Source organism: Aureimonas sp. Leaf324 (assembly GCF_001423245.1).
Taxonomy (GTDB): Bacteria; Pseudomonadota; Alphaproteobacteria; order Rhizobiales; family Rhizobiaceae; genus Aureimonas.
Genome location: NZ_LMOH01000003.1, coordinates 91,874 through 110,048 on the forward strand (window position 1 = coordinate 91,874; position 18,175 = coordinate 110,048).

The following is an 18,175-nucleotide window of genomic DNA, read 5'->3' on the forward strand; positions in this document are numbered from 1 at the left end:
ATATACCGAAGAACACGAGCACGAGCCCCGTACGCCGATCGAGCACGAGCGCGTTCCCACGCGCGCCGCAGTCTTCGTGCCGGTCGTCCGCCAGCGCAATCCGGCCGACGACGTGTCGGAGGCCGTCCGGCGCGGAGACGAGGAGCGGCTGGTCGAGGCGGAAGGTCTGGCGCTCGCGATCGAACTCGACGTGGTCGCTCGCGGCATCATTCCGGTCTCGAAAATCCAGCCTGCGACATTGATCGGCTCGGGCAAGGTCGAGGAACTCGCCGGGCTGATTGCGGCCGAGAAGATCGGCCTCGTCATCGTCGATCACCCGCTGACGCCCGTGCAGCAGCGCAACCTCGAAAAAGAGCTGAATGCCAAGGTTCTCGATCGGACCGGCCTGATCCTCGAGATCTTCGGGCGTCGCGCACGCACGAAGGAGGGCCGGCTTCAGGTCGAACTCGCCCATCTCAACTACCAGCGCGGCCGTCTGGTCCGCTCGTGGACCCACCTTGAGCGTCAGCGCGGCGGTGCGGGCTTCCTCGGCGGTCCCGGTGAAACGCAGATCGAGTCCGACAGGCGTCAGCTGCAGGAGAAGATCAAGCGCCTGGAGAAGGAGCTGGATCAGGTTCGCCGCACGCGCTCCCTGCACCGAGCCAAGCGCAAGAAGGCGCCGCACCCGATCGTCGCGCTCGTCGGCTACACCAATGCCGGCAAGTCGACGCTGTTCAACAAGGTCACGGGCGCGGAGGTCCTGGCGAAGGATCTTCTGTTCGCGACGCTCGATCCGACCCTGCGTCGGATCAACCTGCCGCACGGCACCGAGGTCATCTTCTCCGATACGGTCGGCTTCATTTCCGACCTGCCCACGCACCTCGTCGCCGCCTTCCGCGCCACGTTGGAGGAGGTGGTCGAGGCCGACATCGTGCTGCACGTGCGCGACATCGCCAACCCGGACACGGCGGCGCAGGCGGCGGACGTGCGCAAGATCCTCGCCGATCTCGAGATCGACGCGGACGACCCGGAACACGTCATCGAGGTCTGGAACAAGGCCGACCGACTGGACGAGCAGGCGCGCGCGCAAGTGGAACTCTCGGCCGCTTCGCATCCGCGGGGGCAGGCGGTCCACATCGTCTCGGCGCTGACCGGTGAGAACGTGCCGGCGCTCCTGGCCGATATCGAAGGGCGGATCGCGGGCCTTGCCGAGCCGGTGTCGCTGACGGTGCCGGCCGATGCCCTCGGCATCCTGCCTTGGGTCTACGACAATAGCGTCGTGCGCGAGCGCGAGGATCTCGAGGACGGCAGCGTCCAGTTGTCCATCGACCTGACACGGGCGGCGCGCTCCGACCTTCTTCGGCTCAAGCACCGGCATCCCACCATGCAGATCGAGGGTTTGCCGGCGCTGGAAGAGGTCGACGACTGACAGGCGCGGGCGGGAGAGCGCCTGGCGCCTCCCGCCTTCATCGTAGCGAGCGGTTTTCTACGCCCTTGGCGCGCTGCCAGAGGGCTTCCTGATCGTCGAGACTCATGCCGGCGAGCGTCCGGCCTTCGGTCGCCGCCTGCACTTCCATCGCGGCAAACCGCGATCGGAATTTCACGGTCGTGCGGCGCAGCGCGGCGTCGGGATCGATCTCGTAGCGGCGCGCGAGATTGACCACGGTGAAGAGGATGTCGCCGAGTTCGGCCTCCTGCGCGTCGCGATCTTCCGACCGCGCCACCGCCTCGAACTCGTCGGTCTCCTCCCGCAGCTTGGCGAGGATCGGCTCGGGCTTCGTCCAGTCGAAACCGACGGTTGCCGCCTTCTCCTGGATCTTGCGCGAGAGCGTCAGGGCGGGCAGGGCGCCGGGCACGGAATCAAGCAGACCGCTGCCTGCCTCGTCCCGGCTCGACGTCCACTCGCCGGACGCGCCCTCGGCCGCGGCCGCCGCACGAGCCCTCTCCCGGGCTTCGCGCCGCTCTCGCTTCTCTTCCATCTTGATCCGTTCCCACTGACCCTTGGCCGACCGCGCGGAGCGGGCTTCGGCGTCGCCGAAGACATGCGGGTGGCGCCGGATCATCTTCGCGGTGATGCCCTCGACCACGTCCTCGAAGGTGAAGAGACCAAGCTCGCCGGCCATCTGTGCGTAGTAGACGACCTGAAGCAGAAGGTCGCCGAGCTCTTCACGCAGGTCATGCGCATCTCGGCGTTCGATCGCGTCGACGACCTCGTAGGTTTCCTCGATCGTGTAGGGGATGATCGAATCGAAAGTCTGCTCGACATCCCACGGGCAACCCGTCTCCGGTTGTCTGAGGGCCGCCATGATCTCGACGAGCCGGGCGATGTCGCGGGAAGGCTGCATGGGGACGTACCGGGTTGCGAAGCGATGACGACCTGTTCCTGAACCACTTCGTGTAGCAAGCCAAGCCTTCGGCCATCGAGCGGCCGGCGACGGCACTTTAGCAAGTCCGCAATCTCGCGAGCGCATCTTGGCGCGCAGGTTCGAAGCTGTCGGGGCACGCTGATGGACACCTTACGTTATCTCATCGACGCCGCCACGTCGGCCATTCTCGATTCGATGATCGTCCTGATCCCGCCGACGCTCGCGTTCGCCGCGATATCCCTCGCGGTCAAGCGGCGGAGAGCCGTCGCGGACGCATTTCGCGCCAGTCCGGAAATGGGCACCAACCTCGTCATCCATCTGTTCGATGCGCTGACGATCGGCCCGCTCTTGGCCTTCTTCGTCGTGTGGTTTCACGATTTCGCACCGAACCATGGCCTGCAACTCGTTCCGGCCAGAGCCTGGGATGCGATCGGCCTGCCGTTCGTCGTCGCGTTCCTAGCCGTCTTTTGCGGCGATTTCATCGGATACTGGCGTCATCGACTGGAGCATTCCTGGCTGCTCTGGCCCTCTCATGCCGTCCACCACAGCGATACGGAAATGACATGGACGACGCTGTCGCGTTTCCATCCGATCAATCGCGTGACGACGACGGTCATCGACGGCGCGTTCCTCACCATGCTGGGCTTCCCGCCCTATGCGGTCGTCGCCAACGCGCTCGTGCGACACTACTACGGGCATTTCGTCCATGCCGATCTCCCGTGGACCTACGGGCCGCTCGGACGCATCTTCGTCTCGCCGGCGATGCACCGATGGCATCATGCGCTCGATCGGCAGGCGTTCCACACGAACTACGCCACCGTCTTTTCGCTCTTCGACGTCTGGTTCGGGACCCACCGCGTTCCCGGTCCCTGCGACGCGCCGCTCGGCGTGACCGACACGATGGCGCCCGGCGCGTTCGGCCAGCTGACGCATCCGCTGAAGCGTTCGTCCTACAAGCGCTGGAAAAAGCGTGCGCCGCTGCGCCGGGCCGAGGCGCGGGCTTCGGCAGCGCCCGCCGCCGGCGTCGATGCGGCGTGACGAACGCGTGGTCGACTGCGACTATGTTTCCGAGAGGGGAATGGTGAGCGCGCTGGGACTCGAACCCAGGACCTACAGATTAAAAGTCCGTTGCTCTACCAACTGAGCTACGCGCTCGCTCGCGATGCGAGATCGCGGCTGAAAGCTGGCGGACCATAGAAAGGTGGACCCGGCGGGTCAACCGGCCGAACCCGCATTTGCCCGCATTTCGCCGCTACGATAGGACAGGACAAATCGCCGCCGCAACACGAGACGAGTGCCGACGACCTTGCTTCCCGATCCGACATTCTCGGCCGCGCTCGTGGCAGGCGCCCTGTCGTTCCTGTCTCCCTGCGTCCTGCCACTCGTGCCGCCGTATCTCTGCTACATGGCGGGCGTCTCGGTGGACGATCTGCGGCAGACGTCGCGCGCGTCCGTGCGAGGGCAGGGACGGATCGTCGCGGCGGCGGTCCTCTTCGTCCTCGGCTTCTCGACCGTGTTCGTGGCGCTCGGTGCCGGAGCGAGTTCGATCGGCTATCTGCTGCGCACCAACCTCGACTGGTTGAGCTTCGTGGCCGGGCTCGCGATCATCGCGATGGGCCTGAATTTCCTCGGCGTCTTCCGCATCGCCTTCCTGTCGCGCGAGGCGCGTTTTCAGGCGCCTTCGGAGCGCGGGAGCCTTCTGGGCGCCTATGCGATGGGCCTTGCCTTCGCCTTCGGCTGGACACCCTGCATCGGGCCCGTCCTCGGCGCGATCCTCGGGGTCGCGGGCTCGACGCAGACCGTCGGCAGCGGTGCGGGGCTGCTGGCCGTCTATTCGCTGGGGCTCGGCATCCCGTTCCTTCTCGCAGCAGTCTTCTCGGGCACGTTCCTGCGCGCGCTGCAGGGGTTCCGGTCCCATCTCGGTACCGTCGAAAAGGTGATGGGCGGTCTCCTCGTCCTCACCGGCATCCTGTTTCTGACCGGGGGCATGCAGGCCATGGCCTTCTGGCTTCTCGAAACCTTCCCCGCTTTTCAGCGAATCGGCTGACCCAATCGACGTCGGCCCCCTTCGGCCGGCCGGAGAACGATCGATGACGAGAACCTGTCTTTCCGTGGTCCTGGCGGCTGGCGAGGGCACCCGCATGAAGTCGCGCCGGACCAAGGTCCTGCACGAGGTCGCCGGGCGGGCACTGGTCGCCCATGTGCTGGCGAGCGCAGCGGAAGCGGGATCCGACGCCGTGGCGCTCGTCGTCGGACGCGACGCAGAGGCTGTCACAGCCTTGGGGCAGGCGCTCGGCCATCCAGCTGAGAGCTTCGAGCAGACGGAGCGTCTCGGCACCGCCCATGCGGTGCTCGCGGCGCGCGCGGCAATCGCGGAAGGCTACGACGACATTCTCGTCCTCTTCGGCGACACGCCGCTCCTGTCGGCGGAGACGCTGCGCCGCGCGCGCATCCAGCTCGCCGATGGTGCCGCCGTTTGCGTCGTCGGTTTCGAGGCCGCCGACCCGACCGGCTACGGGCGTCTCCTACTCGACGGCGGGCAGCTTCTCGCCATCCGCGAGGACAAGGATGCGAGCGCCGAAGAGCGGCGCGTGCGGCTGTGCAACAGCGGCGTGATGGCGCTCGACGGCCGCCACGCGCTCTCGCTCCTGGAGCGCGTCGGCAACGCGAATGCCAAGGGCGAATTCTATCTGACCGACGTCGTCGAGATCGCGCGGGCCGATGGCCTCGGCGTTCGCGTGGTGCTGGCCGATGAGATCGAGACGCTCGGCGTCAACACCCGCGCCGATCTCGCCCGGATCGAACACCTCTTTCAGGAACGACGCCGCGCCGAGATGATGGCGGCCGGCGTCACGCTGGTCGCGCCGCACACGGTGTTCTTTTCGGCGGATACGCAGATCGAGGCCGATGTCGTCGTGGAGCCGAACGTCGTCTTCGGCCCGGGCGTCTCGATCGCCGCCGGCACGGTGATCCATGCCTTCTCGCATGTCGAAGGGGCACGGATCGGCGCGGATGTCTCGGTCGGACCGTTCGCGCGCCTGCGGCCGGGCACGGAGATCGAGACCAAGGCGCGCGTCGGCAACTTCGTCGAGACCAAGAACACCAAGCTCGCGGCCGGCGCGAAGGTGAACCACCTGACCTATCTCGGCGACGCGTCCGTCGGTCCGCGTTCGAACATCGGCGCCGGCACGATCACCTGCAACTACGACGGCTTCAACAAATACCGCACCGCGATCGGCGCGGACGCGTTCATCGGCTCGAACTCGTCGCTGGTGGCGCCTCTCGTGATCGGCGACGGCGCCTATGTGGGGTCGGGCAGCGTGGTCACGGAGGACGTGCCGGACGAGGCACTGGCCATCGGTCGCGGCCGGCAGGTGACGAAGGCTGGTCGCGGCGCCGAGATCAACGCGCGCAACGCGGCTCGCAAGGCTGGTCGGTCCTGACTTTCCGGATCGGGGTTTCACTGGCACGTTAACGTGCCACTTGGCCCGGCCGTGCTAGGGCTCGGGGCGGATCGAAGCGAGGGCTTTTGCTATGTGCGGCATCATCGGGATCGTCAGTCGGGAGCCGGTGGCGCAGCGCCTCGTCGAGGCGCTGAAGCGGCTGGAATACCGGGGCTACGATTCGGCCGGCGTCGCCACTCTCGACGGCGGCCGGCTCGACCGGCGACGCGCCGAAGGCAAGTTGCGCAATCTCGAGGCTCGATTGGCCGACGAGCCGCTCGGCGGCACCATCGGCATCGGCCACACCCGTTGGGCGACGCATGGCGTGCCCAACGAGCCCAACGCTCATCCGCATTTCGCCGACGGTGTCGCCGTCGTCCACAACGGCATCATCGAGAACTTCGCCGAGCTGAAGCGCGACCTTCAGGCGGATGGGGCGCATTTCGCCAGCCAGACCGACACGGAGGTCGTCGCCCATCTCCTGGCGCGCTACCGCCGCGAGGGCGCGGGTCGCCGCGAGGCGATGGAAAGGCTTCTGAAGTCCATCACCGGCGCCTATGCGCTCGCCGTGATGTTCGAGGACGATCCGTCCACCGTCATGGCCGCCCGCTCGGGGCCGCCGCTCGCGATCGGCTACGGCGAGGGCGAGATGTTCCTCGGCTCGGACGCCATCGCGCTTTCGCCCTTCACCGACGAGGTGAGCTATCTCGAGGACGGCGACTGGGCCGTCATCGGCCGCGAGGGCGCCCAGGTCTTCGACGCCGACAACCGCCCGGTGGAGCGCCCGCGACGCCGATCGGTCGGCAAGCAGCACTATGTCGACAAGGGCAATCATCGCCATTTCATGCAGAAGGAAATCTACGAGCAGCCCGAGGTGATCGGGCATACGCTCGGAGCCTTCGTCGACATGACGACGGGGCGCACGCGCATACCCGCCGGCGCCGAGCTCGACTTCACCGACGTCCGCCGGATGGCCATTTCCGCCTGCGGCACCGGCTTTTATGCCGGCATGGTCGGCCGATACTATTTCGAGCGCTACGGGCGGATCGCCTGCGACCTCGATGTGGCCTCCGAGTTCCGCTACCGCGAAAGCCCGCTTGGCGACGTCGACCTGTCGCTCTTCGTCTCGCAGTCCGGCGAAACGGCCGATACGCTGGCCTCGCTGCGTTATGCCAAGGGCGAAGGGCTGAAGACGGCGGCGATCGTCAACGTGCAAGGGTCGACGATCGCGCGCGAGGCCGACGCCGCGCTGCCGACGCTCGCCGGCCCGGAGATCGGCGTCGCTTCGACCAAGGCCTTCACCTGCCAGCTGACCGCGCTGGCTGCCCTGTCGGTTCGCGCAGGCGTTCAGCGCGGCGTGCTGTCCGCCGAGCAGGAAGCAGAACTGACGCAGGCGCTGGCGGAGGCGCCGCGCATGGTCAACGCCGCGCTCCACGTCGAGCAGGAAATCGAGGCGCTGGCGCGCGAGATGGCGACCTATCGCCATGCGCTGTTCCTCGGCCGGGGCTTCTCCTTCCCGCTAGCGATGGAGGGTGCGCTGAAGCTCAAGGAAATCAGCTACATTCACGCCGAAGGTTATGCGGCGGGTGAGCTGAAGCATGGTCCGATCGCGTTGATCGACGAGACGATGCCGGTGATCGTCGTGGCGCCCCACGACCGCGTCTTCGAAAAGACGGTGTCGAACATGCAGGAGGTCGCCGCGCGCGGCGGGCGGATCATCCTCTTCACCGACGAGCGCGGAGCGGACGCCGGCAAAGGCGTCAACGCTCACACGATCCTGCTGCCCGAGATGCCGGAGATCCTGACGCCGATCGTCTACAGCGTGCCGCTTCAGCTTCTCGCCTACCACACGGCCGTGCAGATGGGGACGGACGTCGATCAGCCGCGCAATCTCGCCAAGTCCGTCACCGTCGAGTAGCGCTCACCCCGCGCGCAAAAGGCGGATCGCATCGTCCTTGCCGAAGAGGTAGAGGAGGTTGCGGATCGCCTGGCCGCGGGGCGAGGCGAGCTCCTTGTCGGTCGCGAGAAGCAGCCGCGCGTCGTCGCGTGCGATCTCAAGCAGATCGGCGTGCTCCTCGAGCCGGGCGATGCGAAAGCTCTGGACGCCCGACTGGCGGGTGCCGAGAAGGTCGCCTTCGCCGCGCAGGCGCAGGTCTTCCTCCGCGATGCGGAAGCCATCGTTGCTCTCGCGCATGACGGCGAGACGCGCCTTGGCCGTTTCGCCGAGCGGCGCCTTGTAGAGAAGCACGCAGGACGACGCCTTGTCGCCGCGCCCCACTCGGCCACGCAACTGGTGGAGCTGCGACAGGCCGAAGCGCTCGGCGTGTTCGATGACGATGATCGAGGCGTCGGGAACGTCGACGCCGACCTCGATGACCGTCGTCGCGACGACGATGCGCGTTGCGCCGGACTTGAAGTCCGCCATCACCCGGTCCTTCTCCTCGGCGTTCATCCGGCCATGAACGAGGCCCACCCGGTCTCCGAAGAACTGGCGCAGGACCTCGGCGCGCTCTTCGGCCGCCGTGAGTTCGCTCTTGTCGCTCTCCTCGATCAGCGGGCAGACCCAGTAGAGCTTGTCGCCCTCCTCGATCGCCTGCCGGGCGCGCGACACGATCTCATCCAGACGCTCGAACGGGATGGCGACCGTGGTGATCGGCTTGCGGCCGGCCGGTTTCCCGTGGAGGCGCGACACGTCCATGTCGCCGAAGGCGGCGAGCACGAGCGTGCGGGGGATGGGGGTGGCGGTCATGACGAGTAGGTCCGGCGCGCGGCCCTTTCGCGTCAGGCTGAGGCGCTGGTGGACGCCGAAGCGGTGCTGCTCGTCCACCACCACTAGCCCGAGATCGTGGTACGCGACATCGTCCTGGAACAGAGCGTGCGTGCCGACGACGATATCGGCCTCGCCGTTGGCGATCGCGTTCAGCTTGGCCGTGCGCACGCGCCCGTTGTCGCGACCCGTCAGGAGCACGATCGACAGGCCGGCCGCCTCGCAAAAGCGGGCGAGGCCGGCGAAATGCTGACGCGCAAGGATTTCGGTGGGCGCGAGAAGCGCGGACTGCGCGCCGGACTCCTTGGCTGCTGCCATGGCGAGCAGCGCGACGACCGTCTTGCCGGCGCCGACGTCACCCTGCAGCAGGCGGAGCATGCGAACGGGCTTGGCCATGTCGGCATGGATTTCGCCGAGCACCTGCCGCTGGCCGTCGGTCAGGGCGAACGGAAGTGCCGCTTCCGCCTTGGCCCGAACCGCACCGTTTTCGCCGAGAGAGCGGCCGGGCTTGCGCCGTGCCCGTTCGCGGGCGAGCGCCAGAGCCATCTGGCTGGCGAGAAGTTCATCGTAGGCCAAGCGTCTGTAAGCCGGCTTATCGGGTTGAAGGTCGCTCGGATCGGCCGGGCGGTGGAGTTGCGTCAGCGCTTCGGCGAACCCCGGAAACCTCTCGCGAGCGAAGACACCGGGCTCGATCCATTCGGGCAGCGACGGCAGCCGCTCCAGCGCGCTGTCGACGCTCCGGCGCAGCACCTTGCCCGACAGACCTGCAGTGAGCGGGTAGACCGGCTCGACCAAGGGCAGGGAGGCCGCATCCTCCGCCCGCCCGACGAAGTCGGGATGCACCATCGAGGCGCGCCCGTTGAAGCGCTCGACCTTGCCCGAGACGAGCAGCGTCTCCCCGAGCGGCAGAAGCTTCTCCAGCCACTGAGGCTGGGCGCGGAAATAGGTGAGGGCGATCTCGTCCGTCGCGTCGAAGGCGATGACGCGCGTCGGATGGTTGCGCGCCTCGCGCGAGGGGAACTGGTAGCGGTCGATCCGCACCTCGAGCGTCACCAGCGTGCCGTCCGGCGCGTCTCGGATGGTCTCGCGCCGGCGACGATCGATGACGCCGCTTGGCAGGTGGAACAGGAGGTCGCGCACCTTGGCGCCGTCCTGCGCTCCCGGCGGCGAGACGAGCCCGTCGAGGAGCTTCGACAGTTTGGGTCCGACACCGGGCACGGTGGCGACCGAGGCAAAGAGCGGATCGAGTTCGGCAGGACGCATGGGCGGTGTTTATCGTCTGTTCTCCCGCTCGCATAGGCTGACACCGCCCGCTCCGGCGCCTATATCGGGTCGCAGCGGGAAGGGTGCGACAGGCGTCCGGCCCGATCTGTGTTCACAAGACGGGCTGATGCGATGACCGGCACGACGCGATCCTCTTCCGACCTCGACCCGCGCCGCCGCAAGGCGCTGTTCCGGTCCTGGCATCGGGGCACGCGCGAAATGGATCTGGTGCTCGGCCGTTTCGCCGATGCCGAGATCGACAAGCTCGACGACGAGGAGCTCGGCGTGTTCGAGCACCTGATGGAAGCGCCCGACCGCGATCTCTTCTCGTGGCTGACCGGCTCGTCCGACACGCCGGCGAACTACGATACGCCGGTCTTCCGCCGTATCCGATCGTATTACGAACTGAACGACGAGGCGCAGGCGTGAGTTCGGCGGCGATCCTTCAGAAGCAGCTGAAGAAGGGCGGCGGCCTGCGCATCGGCAATGTGCTGGACGGTTACGAGCCGTTCCTGCTGGCCGAGATCGCGCGCCACCGTGGCGGCTCAAAGCCCATCGTCTTCGTGATGCGCGACGGCAACCGGATGGGTGAGCTGGAAGACGCGCTGCGCTTCGTCGCGCCAGACCTTCCCGTGCTGACGCTGCCGGCCTGGGACTGTCTGCCCTACGATCGCGTCGGCCCGTCGTCCGAGGCCGCAGCGCGTCGCCTGTCGGCGATGTCGGCGATCGGTGCCCTGCGGCGGGATCCGCACCGCGCCATCATCCTGACCAGCGCCAACGCGCTCCTCCAGAAGATGCCGCCGCTCCAGGTCCTGCAGGACGAGACGATCTCGGCCAAGGCCAGCGGGCGCATCTCGATGGACCACATCGTGCGCGTTCTGCAGCGCGGCGGGTTCGAGCGGCAGACGACAGTGCGCGAGCGCGGCGACTTCGCGGTGCGCGGCGGCATCCTCGATCTGTTCGCGCCCGGCGACGACGAGCCGCTTCGCCTCGATTTCTTCGGCGACACGCTGGAGTCGATCCGCAGCTTCGATCCGGCCAGCCAGCGTACGACCGGCCAGCGCAAGAGCTTCGAGTTGGCTCCGGTCTCCGAGGTGACGCTGACGGAAGAGACCATCTCGCGCTTCCGCACTAACTATGTCCGGCGGTTCGGCGCGCCTTCGCGCGACGATGCGCTCTACACGTCGATCAGCGACGGCCGACGGTTCAGCGGCATGGAGCACTGGCTACCGCTCTTCTACGAGAGCGTCGAGACGCTGTTCGACTATGTCGACGGATTTCCGATGGTTCTCGACCATCTTGTGGTGGAGGCGATCGGCGAACGGCGAAAGCTGATCCTCGACTATTACGAGGCGCGCCGCCGTGGCATCGCCGAGGCGAGCGCAGGGTCGGTCCCTTACAATCCGCTGGGTCCGCAGGAACTCTACCTCACCGACGACGAACTGAACGGCCGGATCGCCGGCGCCGATCCCGTGCGCCTGTCGGCCTACGCCATCACCGACGCGGGCTTCCAGGCAGAGGTCGTCAATCTCGACGTCCACCGCGGACGCAATTTCGCGGCCGAACGGCAGGCCGAGGACGTCAACGTCTTCAAGGTCGCGGTCGACCACATCTCGCGCCTGCGCGCCGCCGGCAAGCAGGTCATCCTCGCCGCATGGTCCGAGGGGTCGCGCGAGCGACTGACGCAGGTCGTCGAGGAACACGGGCTCGGCAACATCAAGCCGGTCGAGAGCTACGCACGCGCTCTTGAAGTCGGCAAGAACATCATCGCGACGGCGGTCCTCGGCATCGAGGCGGGCTTCGAGACCGATCGGATCGCCGTCGTCGGCGAGCAGGACATTCTCGGCGATCGTCTCGTCCGGCGCGGGCGCAAGAGAAAGCGTGGCGCGGACTTCATCTCGGAAGCGACAGGTCTCGACGAAGGCGACATCGTCGTGCACGTTGACCACGGCATCGGTCGCTTCGTCGGTCTTCGCAAGATCGAGGCGGCGGGCGCGCCGCACGACTGCCTGGAACTGCGCTACTCCAACGACGACAGGCTGTTCCTGCCGGTCGAGAACATCGAGCTTCTGTCGCGCTATGGCGGCGAAGGGTCCGATGCGGTCCTCGACAAGCTCGGCGGCGGTGCCTGGCAGGCGCGCAAGGCGAAGCTCAAGAAGCGCCTTCTCGACATGGCGGGCGGTCTCATCCGCATCGCCGCCGAGCGCGAGATGCGCGGCGCGCCGAAGCTCGTTCCGCCGGAAGGGCTGTGGGGCGAGTTCCAGGCGCGCTTCCCCTACGAGGAAACCGAGGACCAGCAGAACGCGATCGACGCGGTGGCCGACGACCTGTCGGCCGGCAAGCCGATGGACCGGCTGGTCTGCGGCGATGTCGGCTTCGGCAAGACGGAGGTCGCGCTGCGGGCTGCCTTCATCGCCGCGATGAACGGGCTGCAGGTCGCCGTCGTCGTGCCGACGACGCTTCTGGCGCGCCAGCACTTCAAGACCTTCTCCGAGCGCTTCCGCGGCCTGCCGCTGAACCTCGCGCAGGCCTCGCGGCTGGTGACGACGAAGGAGCTCAACGAGACGAAGAAGGGCCTGAAGGAAGGGCAGATCGATATCGTCGTCGGCACCCACGCCCTTCTCGGCAAGGCGGTCGACTTCAAGCAGCTCGGCCTCCTCATCATCGACGAGGAGCAGCACTTCGGCGTCAAGCACAAGGAGCGGCTGAAGGAGCTGAAGTCCGACATCCACGTCCTGACGCTCTCGGCGACGCCGATCCCGCGCACGCTGCAATTGGCGCTGACGGGCGTGCGGGAACTCTCGCTGATCACGACGGCGCCGGTCGACCGCATGGCCGTTCGCACCTTCATCGCCCCGTTCGACCCGCTGGTGGTGCGCGAGACGCTGCTGCGCGAGCGCTATCGCGGCGGCCAGAGCTTCTACGTCGCGCCGCGTCTGGCGGACCTTGCGGGCATCAAGGAGTTTCTCGACGAGCAGGTGCCGGAGCTGAAGGTTGCGATCGCTCACGGGCAGATGCCGTCCGGCGAGCTCGACGACATCATGAACGCCTTCTACGAGGGGCAGTACGACGTGCTGCTCTCGACGACGATCGTCGAGTCGGGCCTCGACATCCCTTCCGCCAACACGATGATCGTCCACCGGGCCGACATGTTCGGTTTGGCTCAGCTCTATCAGCTGCGTGGGCGTGTGGGTCGATCGAAGCAGCGCGCTTATGCGTTGATGACGATCCCGGCCAACAAGACGCCGACGGCAGGTGCCGACCGGCGGCTGAAGGTGCTGCAGTCGCTCGATACGCTGGGTGCCGGCTTCCAGCTCGCCAGCCACGATCTCGACCAGCGCGGGGCCGGCAACCTGCTCGGCGACGAGCAGAGCGGCCACATCAAGGAAGTCGGTTTCGAACTCTACCAGCAGATGCTGGAAGAGGCGGTCGCCGAAATGAAGGGGGTCGAGGTCGAGAACGACGGGTCGTGGTCGCCGCAGATCACGCTCGGCACGGCCGTCATGATTCCAGAGGGCTACGTCCCGGACCTCCAGCTTCGCATGACGCTCTACCGGCGTCTGGCGGACCTGACGGAGGCGCGCGAGATCGATGCGTTCGGTGCCGAACTCATCGATCGCTTCGGGCCGATGCCGGTCGAGGTCGAGCACCTTCTGAAGGTCGTCTTCATCAAGGCGCTATGCCGGCGCGCCAACATCGAGAAGCTGGACGCGGGGCCGAAGGGCATCGTCATCCACTTCCGCGACAAGAGCTTCTCCAACCCGGCCGCTCTGGTGCGCTACATCTCGGAGCAGGGGGTCTCGGCGAAGATCCGTCCCGACCAATCCATCGTCCTGATGCGGGACTGGTCGAAGCCGGAGCAGCGGTTGAACGGCGCGGCGTCCGTCGCCACGCAGCTTGCCCGCTTCGCCGACGAGACGCTCAAGAAGGCGGCGTGAGCCGCCGCCTTCAACTCTTCTCTTCGGCGATCCAGAACGCCGGCAGATAGTAGCCGGTCAGCGGCGTGACGTCGGGATGGTGCACGTTCGACCACCGCGCCATCCATTGCTCCGGCACGTAGTAGAGCGGCACGACGTAGAAGCCGGAAATCAGCATCCGGTCGTAGGCCCGCACCGAGGAGACGAAGTCCTCGCGCGAGCGTGCCGCGACCATCTTGGCGATCAGCGCGTCTATCGCCGGATCGGCGACGCCGGCGTAGTTGAACGAGCCCGGCCGATCCTCCGCCGCCGAGCCCCAGCGGTTGATCTGCTCGGCGCCGGGCGACAGCGTGCCCGAGAAGGCCGAGATCAGGACATCGTAGTCGAAGCTCTGCTTGCGCTTTTGGTACTGCGCGTCGTCCACCTGCCGGACGGTCGCTGACACGCCGATGCGCGACAGGGTGCGCGCCCAGGCGAGCGAAATCCGCTGCTGGTCGGTCGACTGGACGAGAATCTCGAACGCCACCGGCGCGCCGTCCGGCGTCACCATGCGGGTTCCCTCAAGACGATAGCCGCGCGACTGGAGGAGATCGAACGCCTCGCGCAGCACCGTGCGGTCGGCGCCCGTGCCGTCGGCGACCGGCTGGCGGAAACGGCCGTCCATTACGGCGGGATCGATGCGGCTCGCGTAGGGCGCCAGCAACTCGCGCTCCAGCGCGTCGGCCGGCCGTCCGATGCTGGAAAGCTCGGAGTTGTCGAAATAGCCGCTCATGCGCGTATAGGCGTCGTAGAAGAGGTTGGCGTTCGCCCACTCGAAGTCGAACACCATGCCGAGCGCGCGTCTCACCTGCGGGTCGGCGAAGATCGGACGCCGGGCATTGAAAAAGAAGGCGTTCAAGTTCGCGGGACGGCCGTTCGGGAAGACGTCCTTGATGACCTTCCCCTCGGCCACGGCCGGGAAATTGTAGGCCGTACGCCAGTGTCGCGGGTTCGGCTGCTGGTAGAGATAGACCGACGACAGGCCCTTCTTGAACGCCTCGAACTGGGCGTTCTGGTCGCGATAGTACTCGACGACGATCTCGTCGTAGTTGTCGAGCCCGCGCTTGGTCGCGAGGTCCTTCGCCCAGTAATCGGGGTTGCGGCGGTAGGTGATACGTTGACCCGGCTCGACGCGGTCAACGAGGTAGGGGCCCGAGCCGATCGGCGGCTTCGTCGTCGTCTGGGTGATGGTCGTCGCGTCGAACGCGTCCGCAGGCAGTACCGGCAGGCCAGCGAGGAGGAGCGGCAGTTCGCGGTCGGCCTTCTCGTTGAAGGTGAAGCGGACCCCGTTCGGTCCGGCGAGCTCCACCTTCGCGACCTTCGAAAGCCAGTTGGAGTATTGCGGCCGGACGCTGCCCTGGACCTTCAGGAGATCGGCGGTCGCGATCACGTCTTGCGGGCGGATCCGGCGTCCGTCGGAGAAGCGGGCCGCGGGATCGAGCTGAAACTCGACGAAGGTCCGCTCGTCATCGGTCTCGACGGTTTTTGCGATCAGCGGGTAGAGCGTGAACGCCTCATCCATCGAGCGCTGCATCAGCGGCTCGTAGACGAGGTTGCCGAACTCCTGGTCGCCGAAGATGCCTCGCGCCGTCGTCAGGGCGCTGCGGACGCTGACCGGGTTGAGATTGTCGAAATCGCCGAAGACGCCGTAGACCATTCGTCCGCCCTTCGGCGCCGATGGATCGGCATAGGGGAAGTGGTCGAACCCATCCGGCAGTTTCGGCTCGCCCTGCATGGCGATGGCATGGCGCGGCTCGGCTGCCGCCTCGCGCACGGAGCAGCCGAGCGCGATAAAACACAGGGCTGCGGAAATCAGCCGGAGACGGCGGTTCGAAGCCATTCGGCCGAAGATCATGGTCGCGGGCACTCCATCCATTTCGAGCGGGAAACTACCGAAAGCACAAAGCCTTGCCTACCTCCCGCAGGCTCGACGCAAGCTTCGCGCAGGTCTTCAAACGGCCGTATTTGCAGACGACCGCACAGGTCGCTATGGAAGGCGCCGACCGGACAGAGCCATTCCGCCAAAGAAGGATGCACAACCCGTGAGAACCCGCTTTTCCGCCCGCCAGCGCGCCGCCACGATCGCCGGCCTCGCTCTCCTGGCCGCCGTGCCGGCAACGGGCGCGATGGCCCAGGCCCAGCAGGTCCCGGCCGAGTGGTTCAAGGTCTGCTCGAAGCAGGGCGACAACGAGATCTGCAACACGCAGTACACGATGATCGCCGACACGCGTCAGCTGATCACCGCCGTGAACCTCATCAACGTCAACGGCAAGGTGAAGCAGAAGGTCCTGCAGGCCGTGGTGCCGACCGGCCGCGTGATCCCGGCGGGCGTCCAGCTCCAGATCGACGCCAACAAGCCGCAGACGCTGAACTACTCGGTCTGCTTCCCGGACCGCTGCATCGCCGAGGTCGAGCTGTCCGACGCCGTGGTCGCCTCGATGAAGAAGGGCACCAACCTGAAGGTCACCTCGGTGAACTTCCAGCGCCAGCCCAACCCGATCACGATCACCCTGTCGGGCTTCACCGGCGCCTACGACGGCCCGGCGCGCGCCGAGCCCGAGCTTGCCCAGCGCCAGCAGCAGCTGAACGAGGCGCTGCAGAGCCAGGCCGAAGCACGCCGCCAGCGCTTCGAGGATGCGCAGACCAAGGCCAAGGAAACCGCTGCGCAGTAAGTCGCGGCCGTCAACCCAGATCGAAAGCGGCGGCCTCTCGGGCCGCCGTTTTCATGTCCGGCGAAGAACCTCAGTTCAGGTTGGTCTCCTTCAGGATGTAGGCGCCATCCACGGGGCCATCGAAGATCTCGGCGATCTGGGGATGCCGTACGGGACCGCCTTCGCTGTCCGGTAGAAGGTTCTGCTCCGAGACATAGGCGACGTACTCCGTCTCGGTGTTCTCGGCGAGCAGGTGATAGAACGGCTGGTCCTTGCGCGGCCGCATCTCCTCGGGAATGGACTGGTACCATTCCTCCGTGTTGTCGAATTCGGGGTCGACGTCGAAGATCACGCCCCGGAACGGGAAGAACCGGTGGCGGACGATCTGTCCGATGGAGAAGCGGGCGGTCTTGGATTGGCGGGGGCTCATAAGCGCCCCTTACCCAGAAGCGCGCTGCCCCGGCAAGAGCGAGCGAACGCGCGACGCGATTCCCGCCAGCGCCGAACCGGGCTCCACGCCTTCGCGCATCAATGCGTGACGCAGCACGGGCACCGACGCGAGCGCGCCGAGGCCGAGTGCGCGCGCTGCCTGAACCGGGAGAAAGCCGGTCAACAGCGAACGATTGAGAAGGTCGACGGCTGCCGTCCGCGTCGCGACATCGGTCCGTCGACGTGCCTCATAGGCCGCCAGCATCGCCGCGCCGCCGGGCTCGTCGCGGTTTTCCAGAGCCGACGCGAGAAGGGCCTCCACGTCGCGTATGCCGAGATTGAGGCCCTGCGCGCCGATCGGCGGAAAGACATGGGCCGCCTCGCCGACCAGTGCGCAGCGCCGGCCCGAGAGGCGGGATACCGATGCCCCCGACAACGGGAAGCTCTGGATCGGCTCCTCGACCTCGACCGCTCCGAGAATCGAGTGTAGGCGTCGTTCGACTTCGCGCGACAGTTGCTCGACCGGCAGAGCCTTCAGCCGCATCGCCTCGTCCGGCGTTTCGACCCAGACCAGCGACGAGCGTCGTCCCGGCAGCGGCACCTGCGTGAAAGGTCCGGTCGGCGTGTGGAATTCGGTCGAGATGCCCTCGTGATCTCGCTGGTGACGGAAATTCAGCACCAGCGCGACCTGCGGGTAGGACCAGGTCCAAACCGGCACCCCCATCGCCTCGCGGACGACGGAATGGCGCCCATCCGAGCCGACGAGAAGGCGAACCGAAATGGTCCGGCCGCTTTCCGTTCGGACGACCGCGCGCTCGTCATCGAGGTCGACGGACACGACGGGTTCCTCGACCCGCACGAGACGGGTTGCGATCGTTTCGCTCTCCTCCGTCACCGTGTCGAGGAGGTCTCTGTTGAGGACGTTCAGTCCGAAGTAGGGCAGGTCGATCTCGGCCGCGCGAAACTCGACCGGCGCCGCGCGCAACAGGCGGCCGGTGTCGTCGACGAGCCGCATGGCGAACATCGGCTGCGCCCGTCCTTCGAGCGCGCGAATGATCCCGAGCGTTTCCAGGAACCGCACGGACGGCCCGATCAGAGCCGTCGAGCGTCCGTCGTGGCGATGCGGTGCGGCAATATGCACCGTGTCGAAGCCGGCTCGCGCGAAGGCCAGCGCGGCGCTGGCGCCTGCCAGCCCGCCACCGACGATGCCGATCTCGTGTCGCGATGGGGTCAAACGTCGCCCTCCTGAAGTTCCCGGCCACTTGCCGAAAAGCCTTGATCGACTTGCGTCTCCGGCGATGTCTCTCAACCGGCCAGATCG

The 18,175-nt window shown here is 66.9% G+C and carries 13 protein-coding genes and 1 tRNA gene; 8 read left to right on the forward strand and 6 right to left on the reverse strand.

The window, feature by feature from the left end; translation table 11 throughout:
* The first annotated feature begins 37 nt into the window (after positions 1-37).
* Complete coding sequence (gene hflX / locus ASF65_RS04410; protein ID WP_055885802.1) at positions 38-1,408, forward strand: GTPase HflX; 1,371 nt, start codon at positions 38-40, stop codon at positions 1,406-1,408.
* A 37-nt stretch (positions 1,409-1,445) separates the two neighbouring features.
* Here hflX and mazG read toward each other — a convergent pair whose 3' ends face one another.
* Positions 1,446-2,324: a nucleoside triphosphate pyrophosphohydrolase gene (gene mazG / locus ASF65_RS04415; RefSeq protein ID WP_055885718.1), complete on the reverse strand. Its 879-nt coding sequence runs from the start codon at positions 2,322-2,324 to the stop codon at positions 1,446-1,448.
* A 162-nt stretch (positions 2,325-2,486) separates the two neighbouring features.
* Between mazG and ASF65_RS04420 the strand changes: the two genes are divergently transcribed.
* A complete protein-coding gene (locus tag ASF65_RS04420) occupies positions 2,487-3,383 on the forward strand; it encodes a sterol desaturase family protein (protein ID WP_082505170.1) in 897 nt (298 codons plus the stop codon).
* A gap of 41 nt (positions 3,384-3,424) precedes the next feature.
* Here the strand turns inward: ASF65_RS04420 and ASF65_RS04425 are convergent.
* A tRNA-Lys gene (locus ASF65_RS04425) sits at positions 3,425-3,500 on the reverse strand.
* Between the two features lie 139 nt (positions 3,501-3,639).
* Here ASF65_RS04425 and ASF65_RS04430 point away from each other — a divergent pair.
* The 3 genes from ASF65_RS04430 (at position 3,640) to glmS (ending at position 7,706) form a co-directional block, all read left to right on the forward strand.
* Entirely contained in the window at positions 3,640-4,392 is a 753-nt protein-coding gene (locus ASF65_RS04430; protein WP_156369162.1) for a cytochrome c biogenesis protein CcdA, read from the forward strand.
* Between the two features lie 43 nt (positions 4,393-4,435).
* A complete protein-coding gene (glmU, locus tag ASF65_RS04435) occupies positions 4,436-5,788 on the forward strand; it encodes a bifunctional UDP-N-acetylglucosamine diphosphorylase/glucosamine-1-phosphate N-acetyltransferase GlmU (RefSeq protein WP_055885721.1) in 1,353 nt (450 codons plus the stop codon).
* 91 nt (positions 5,789-5,879) lie between these two features.
* The gene (glmS, locus tag ASF65_RS04440) at positions 5,880-7,706 is read left to right on the forward strand and encodes a glutamine--fructose-6-phosphate transaminase (isomerizing) (RefSeq protein WP_055885723.1); all 1,827 of its coding nucleotides are present in this window, start codon (positions 5,880-5,882) and stop codon (positions 7,704-7,706) included.
* 3 nt (positions 7,707-7,709) lie between these two features.
* Here glmS and recG read toward each other — a convergent pair whose 3' ends face one another.
* Entirely contained in the window at positions 7,710-9,818 is a 2,109-nt protein-coding gene (gene recG, locus ASF65_RS04445; RefSeq protein WP_055885726.1) for an ATP-dependent DNA helicase RecG, read from the reverse strand.
* Between the two features lie 132 nt (positions 9,819-9,950).
* On the opposite strand from recG, the gene ASF65_RS04450 reads away from it, so the two are divergent.
* Both ASF65_RS04450 and mfd read left to right on the forward strand, forming a co-directional pair.
* Positions 9,951-10,247 (forward strand): succinate dehydrogenase assembly factor 2, encoded by a 297-nt coding sequence (locus ASF65_RS04450; protein ID WP_055885728.1) that lies wholly within the window; start codon positions 9,951-9,953, stop codon positions 10,245-10,247.
* 137 nt (positions 10,248-10,384) lie between these two features.
* Positions 10,385-13,756 carry a transcription-repair coupling factor gene (gene mfd, locus ASF65_RS04455; protein ID WP_156369165.1) on the forward strand — a complete coding sequence of 1,124 codons (3,372 nt, stop codon included), beginning with the start codon at positions 10,385-10,387 and terminating at the stop codon, positions 13,754-13,756.
* Positions 13,757-13,766: 10 nt separating this feature from the next.
* On the opposite strand, the gene ASF65_RS04460 is transcribed toward mfd, so the two are convergent.
* On the reverse strand, positions 13,767-15,629 hold the full coding sequence (locus ASF65_RS04460; protein ID WP_055885733.1) for an extracellular solute-binding protein: 1,863 nt from the start codon (positions 15,627-15,629) through the stop codon (positions 13,767-13,769).
* 271 nt (positions 15,630-15,900) lie between these two features.
* Between ASF65_RS04460 and ASF65_RS04465 the strand changes: the two genes are divergently transcribed.
* A complete protein-coding gene (locus tag ASF65_RS04465) occupies positions 15,901-16,446 on the forward strand; it encodes an invasion associated locus B family protein (protein ID WP_082505174.1) in 546 nt (181 codons plus the stop codon).
* 70 nt (positions 16,447-16,516) lie between these two features.
* Here the strand turns inward: ASF65_RS04465 and hspQ are convergent, their stop codons facing one another.
* On the reverse strand, positions 16,517-16,855 hold the full coding sequence (hspQ, locus tag ASF65_RS04470; protein ID WP_055885738.1) for a heat shock protein HspQ: 339 nt from the start codon (positions 16,853-16,855) through the stop codon (positions 16,517-16,519).
* Between the two features lie 9 nt (positions 16,856-16,864).
* Positions 16,865-18,088, reverse strand: coding sequence for a UbiH/UbiF family hydroxylase (locus ASF65_RS04475; RefSeq protein ID WP_082505171.1), 1,224 nt, complete (start codon positions 18,086-18,088; stop codon positions 16,865-16,867).
* Between the last annotated feature and the right edge of the window lie 87 nt (positions 18,089-18,175).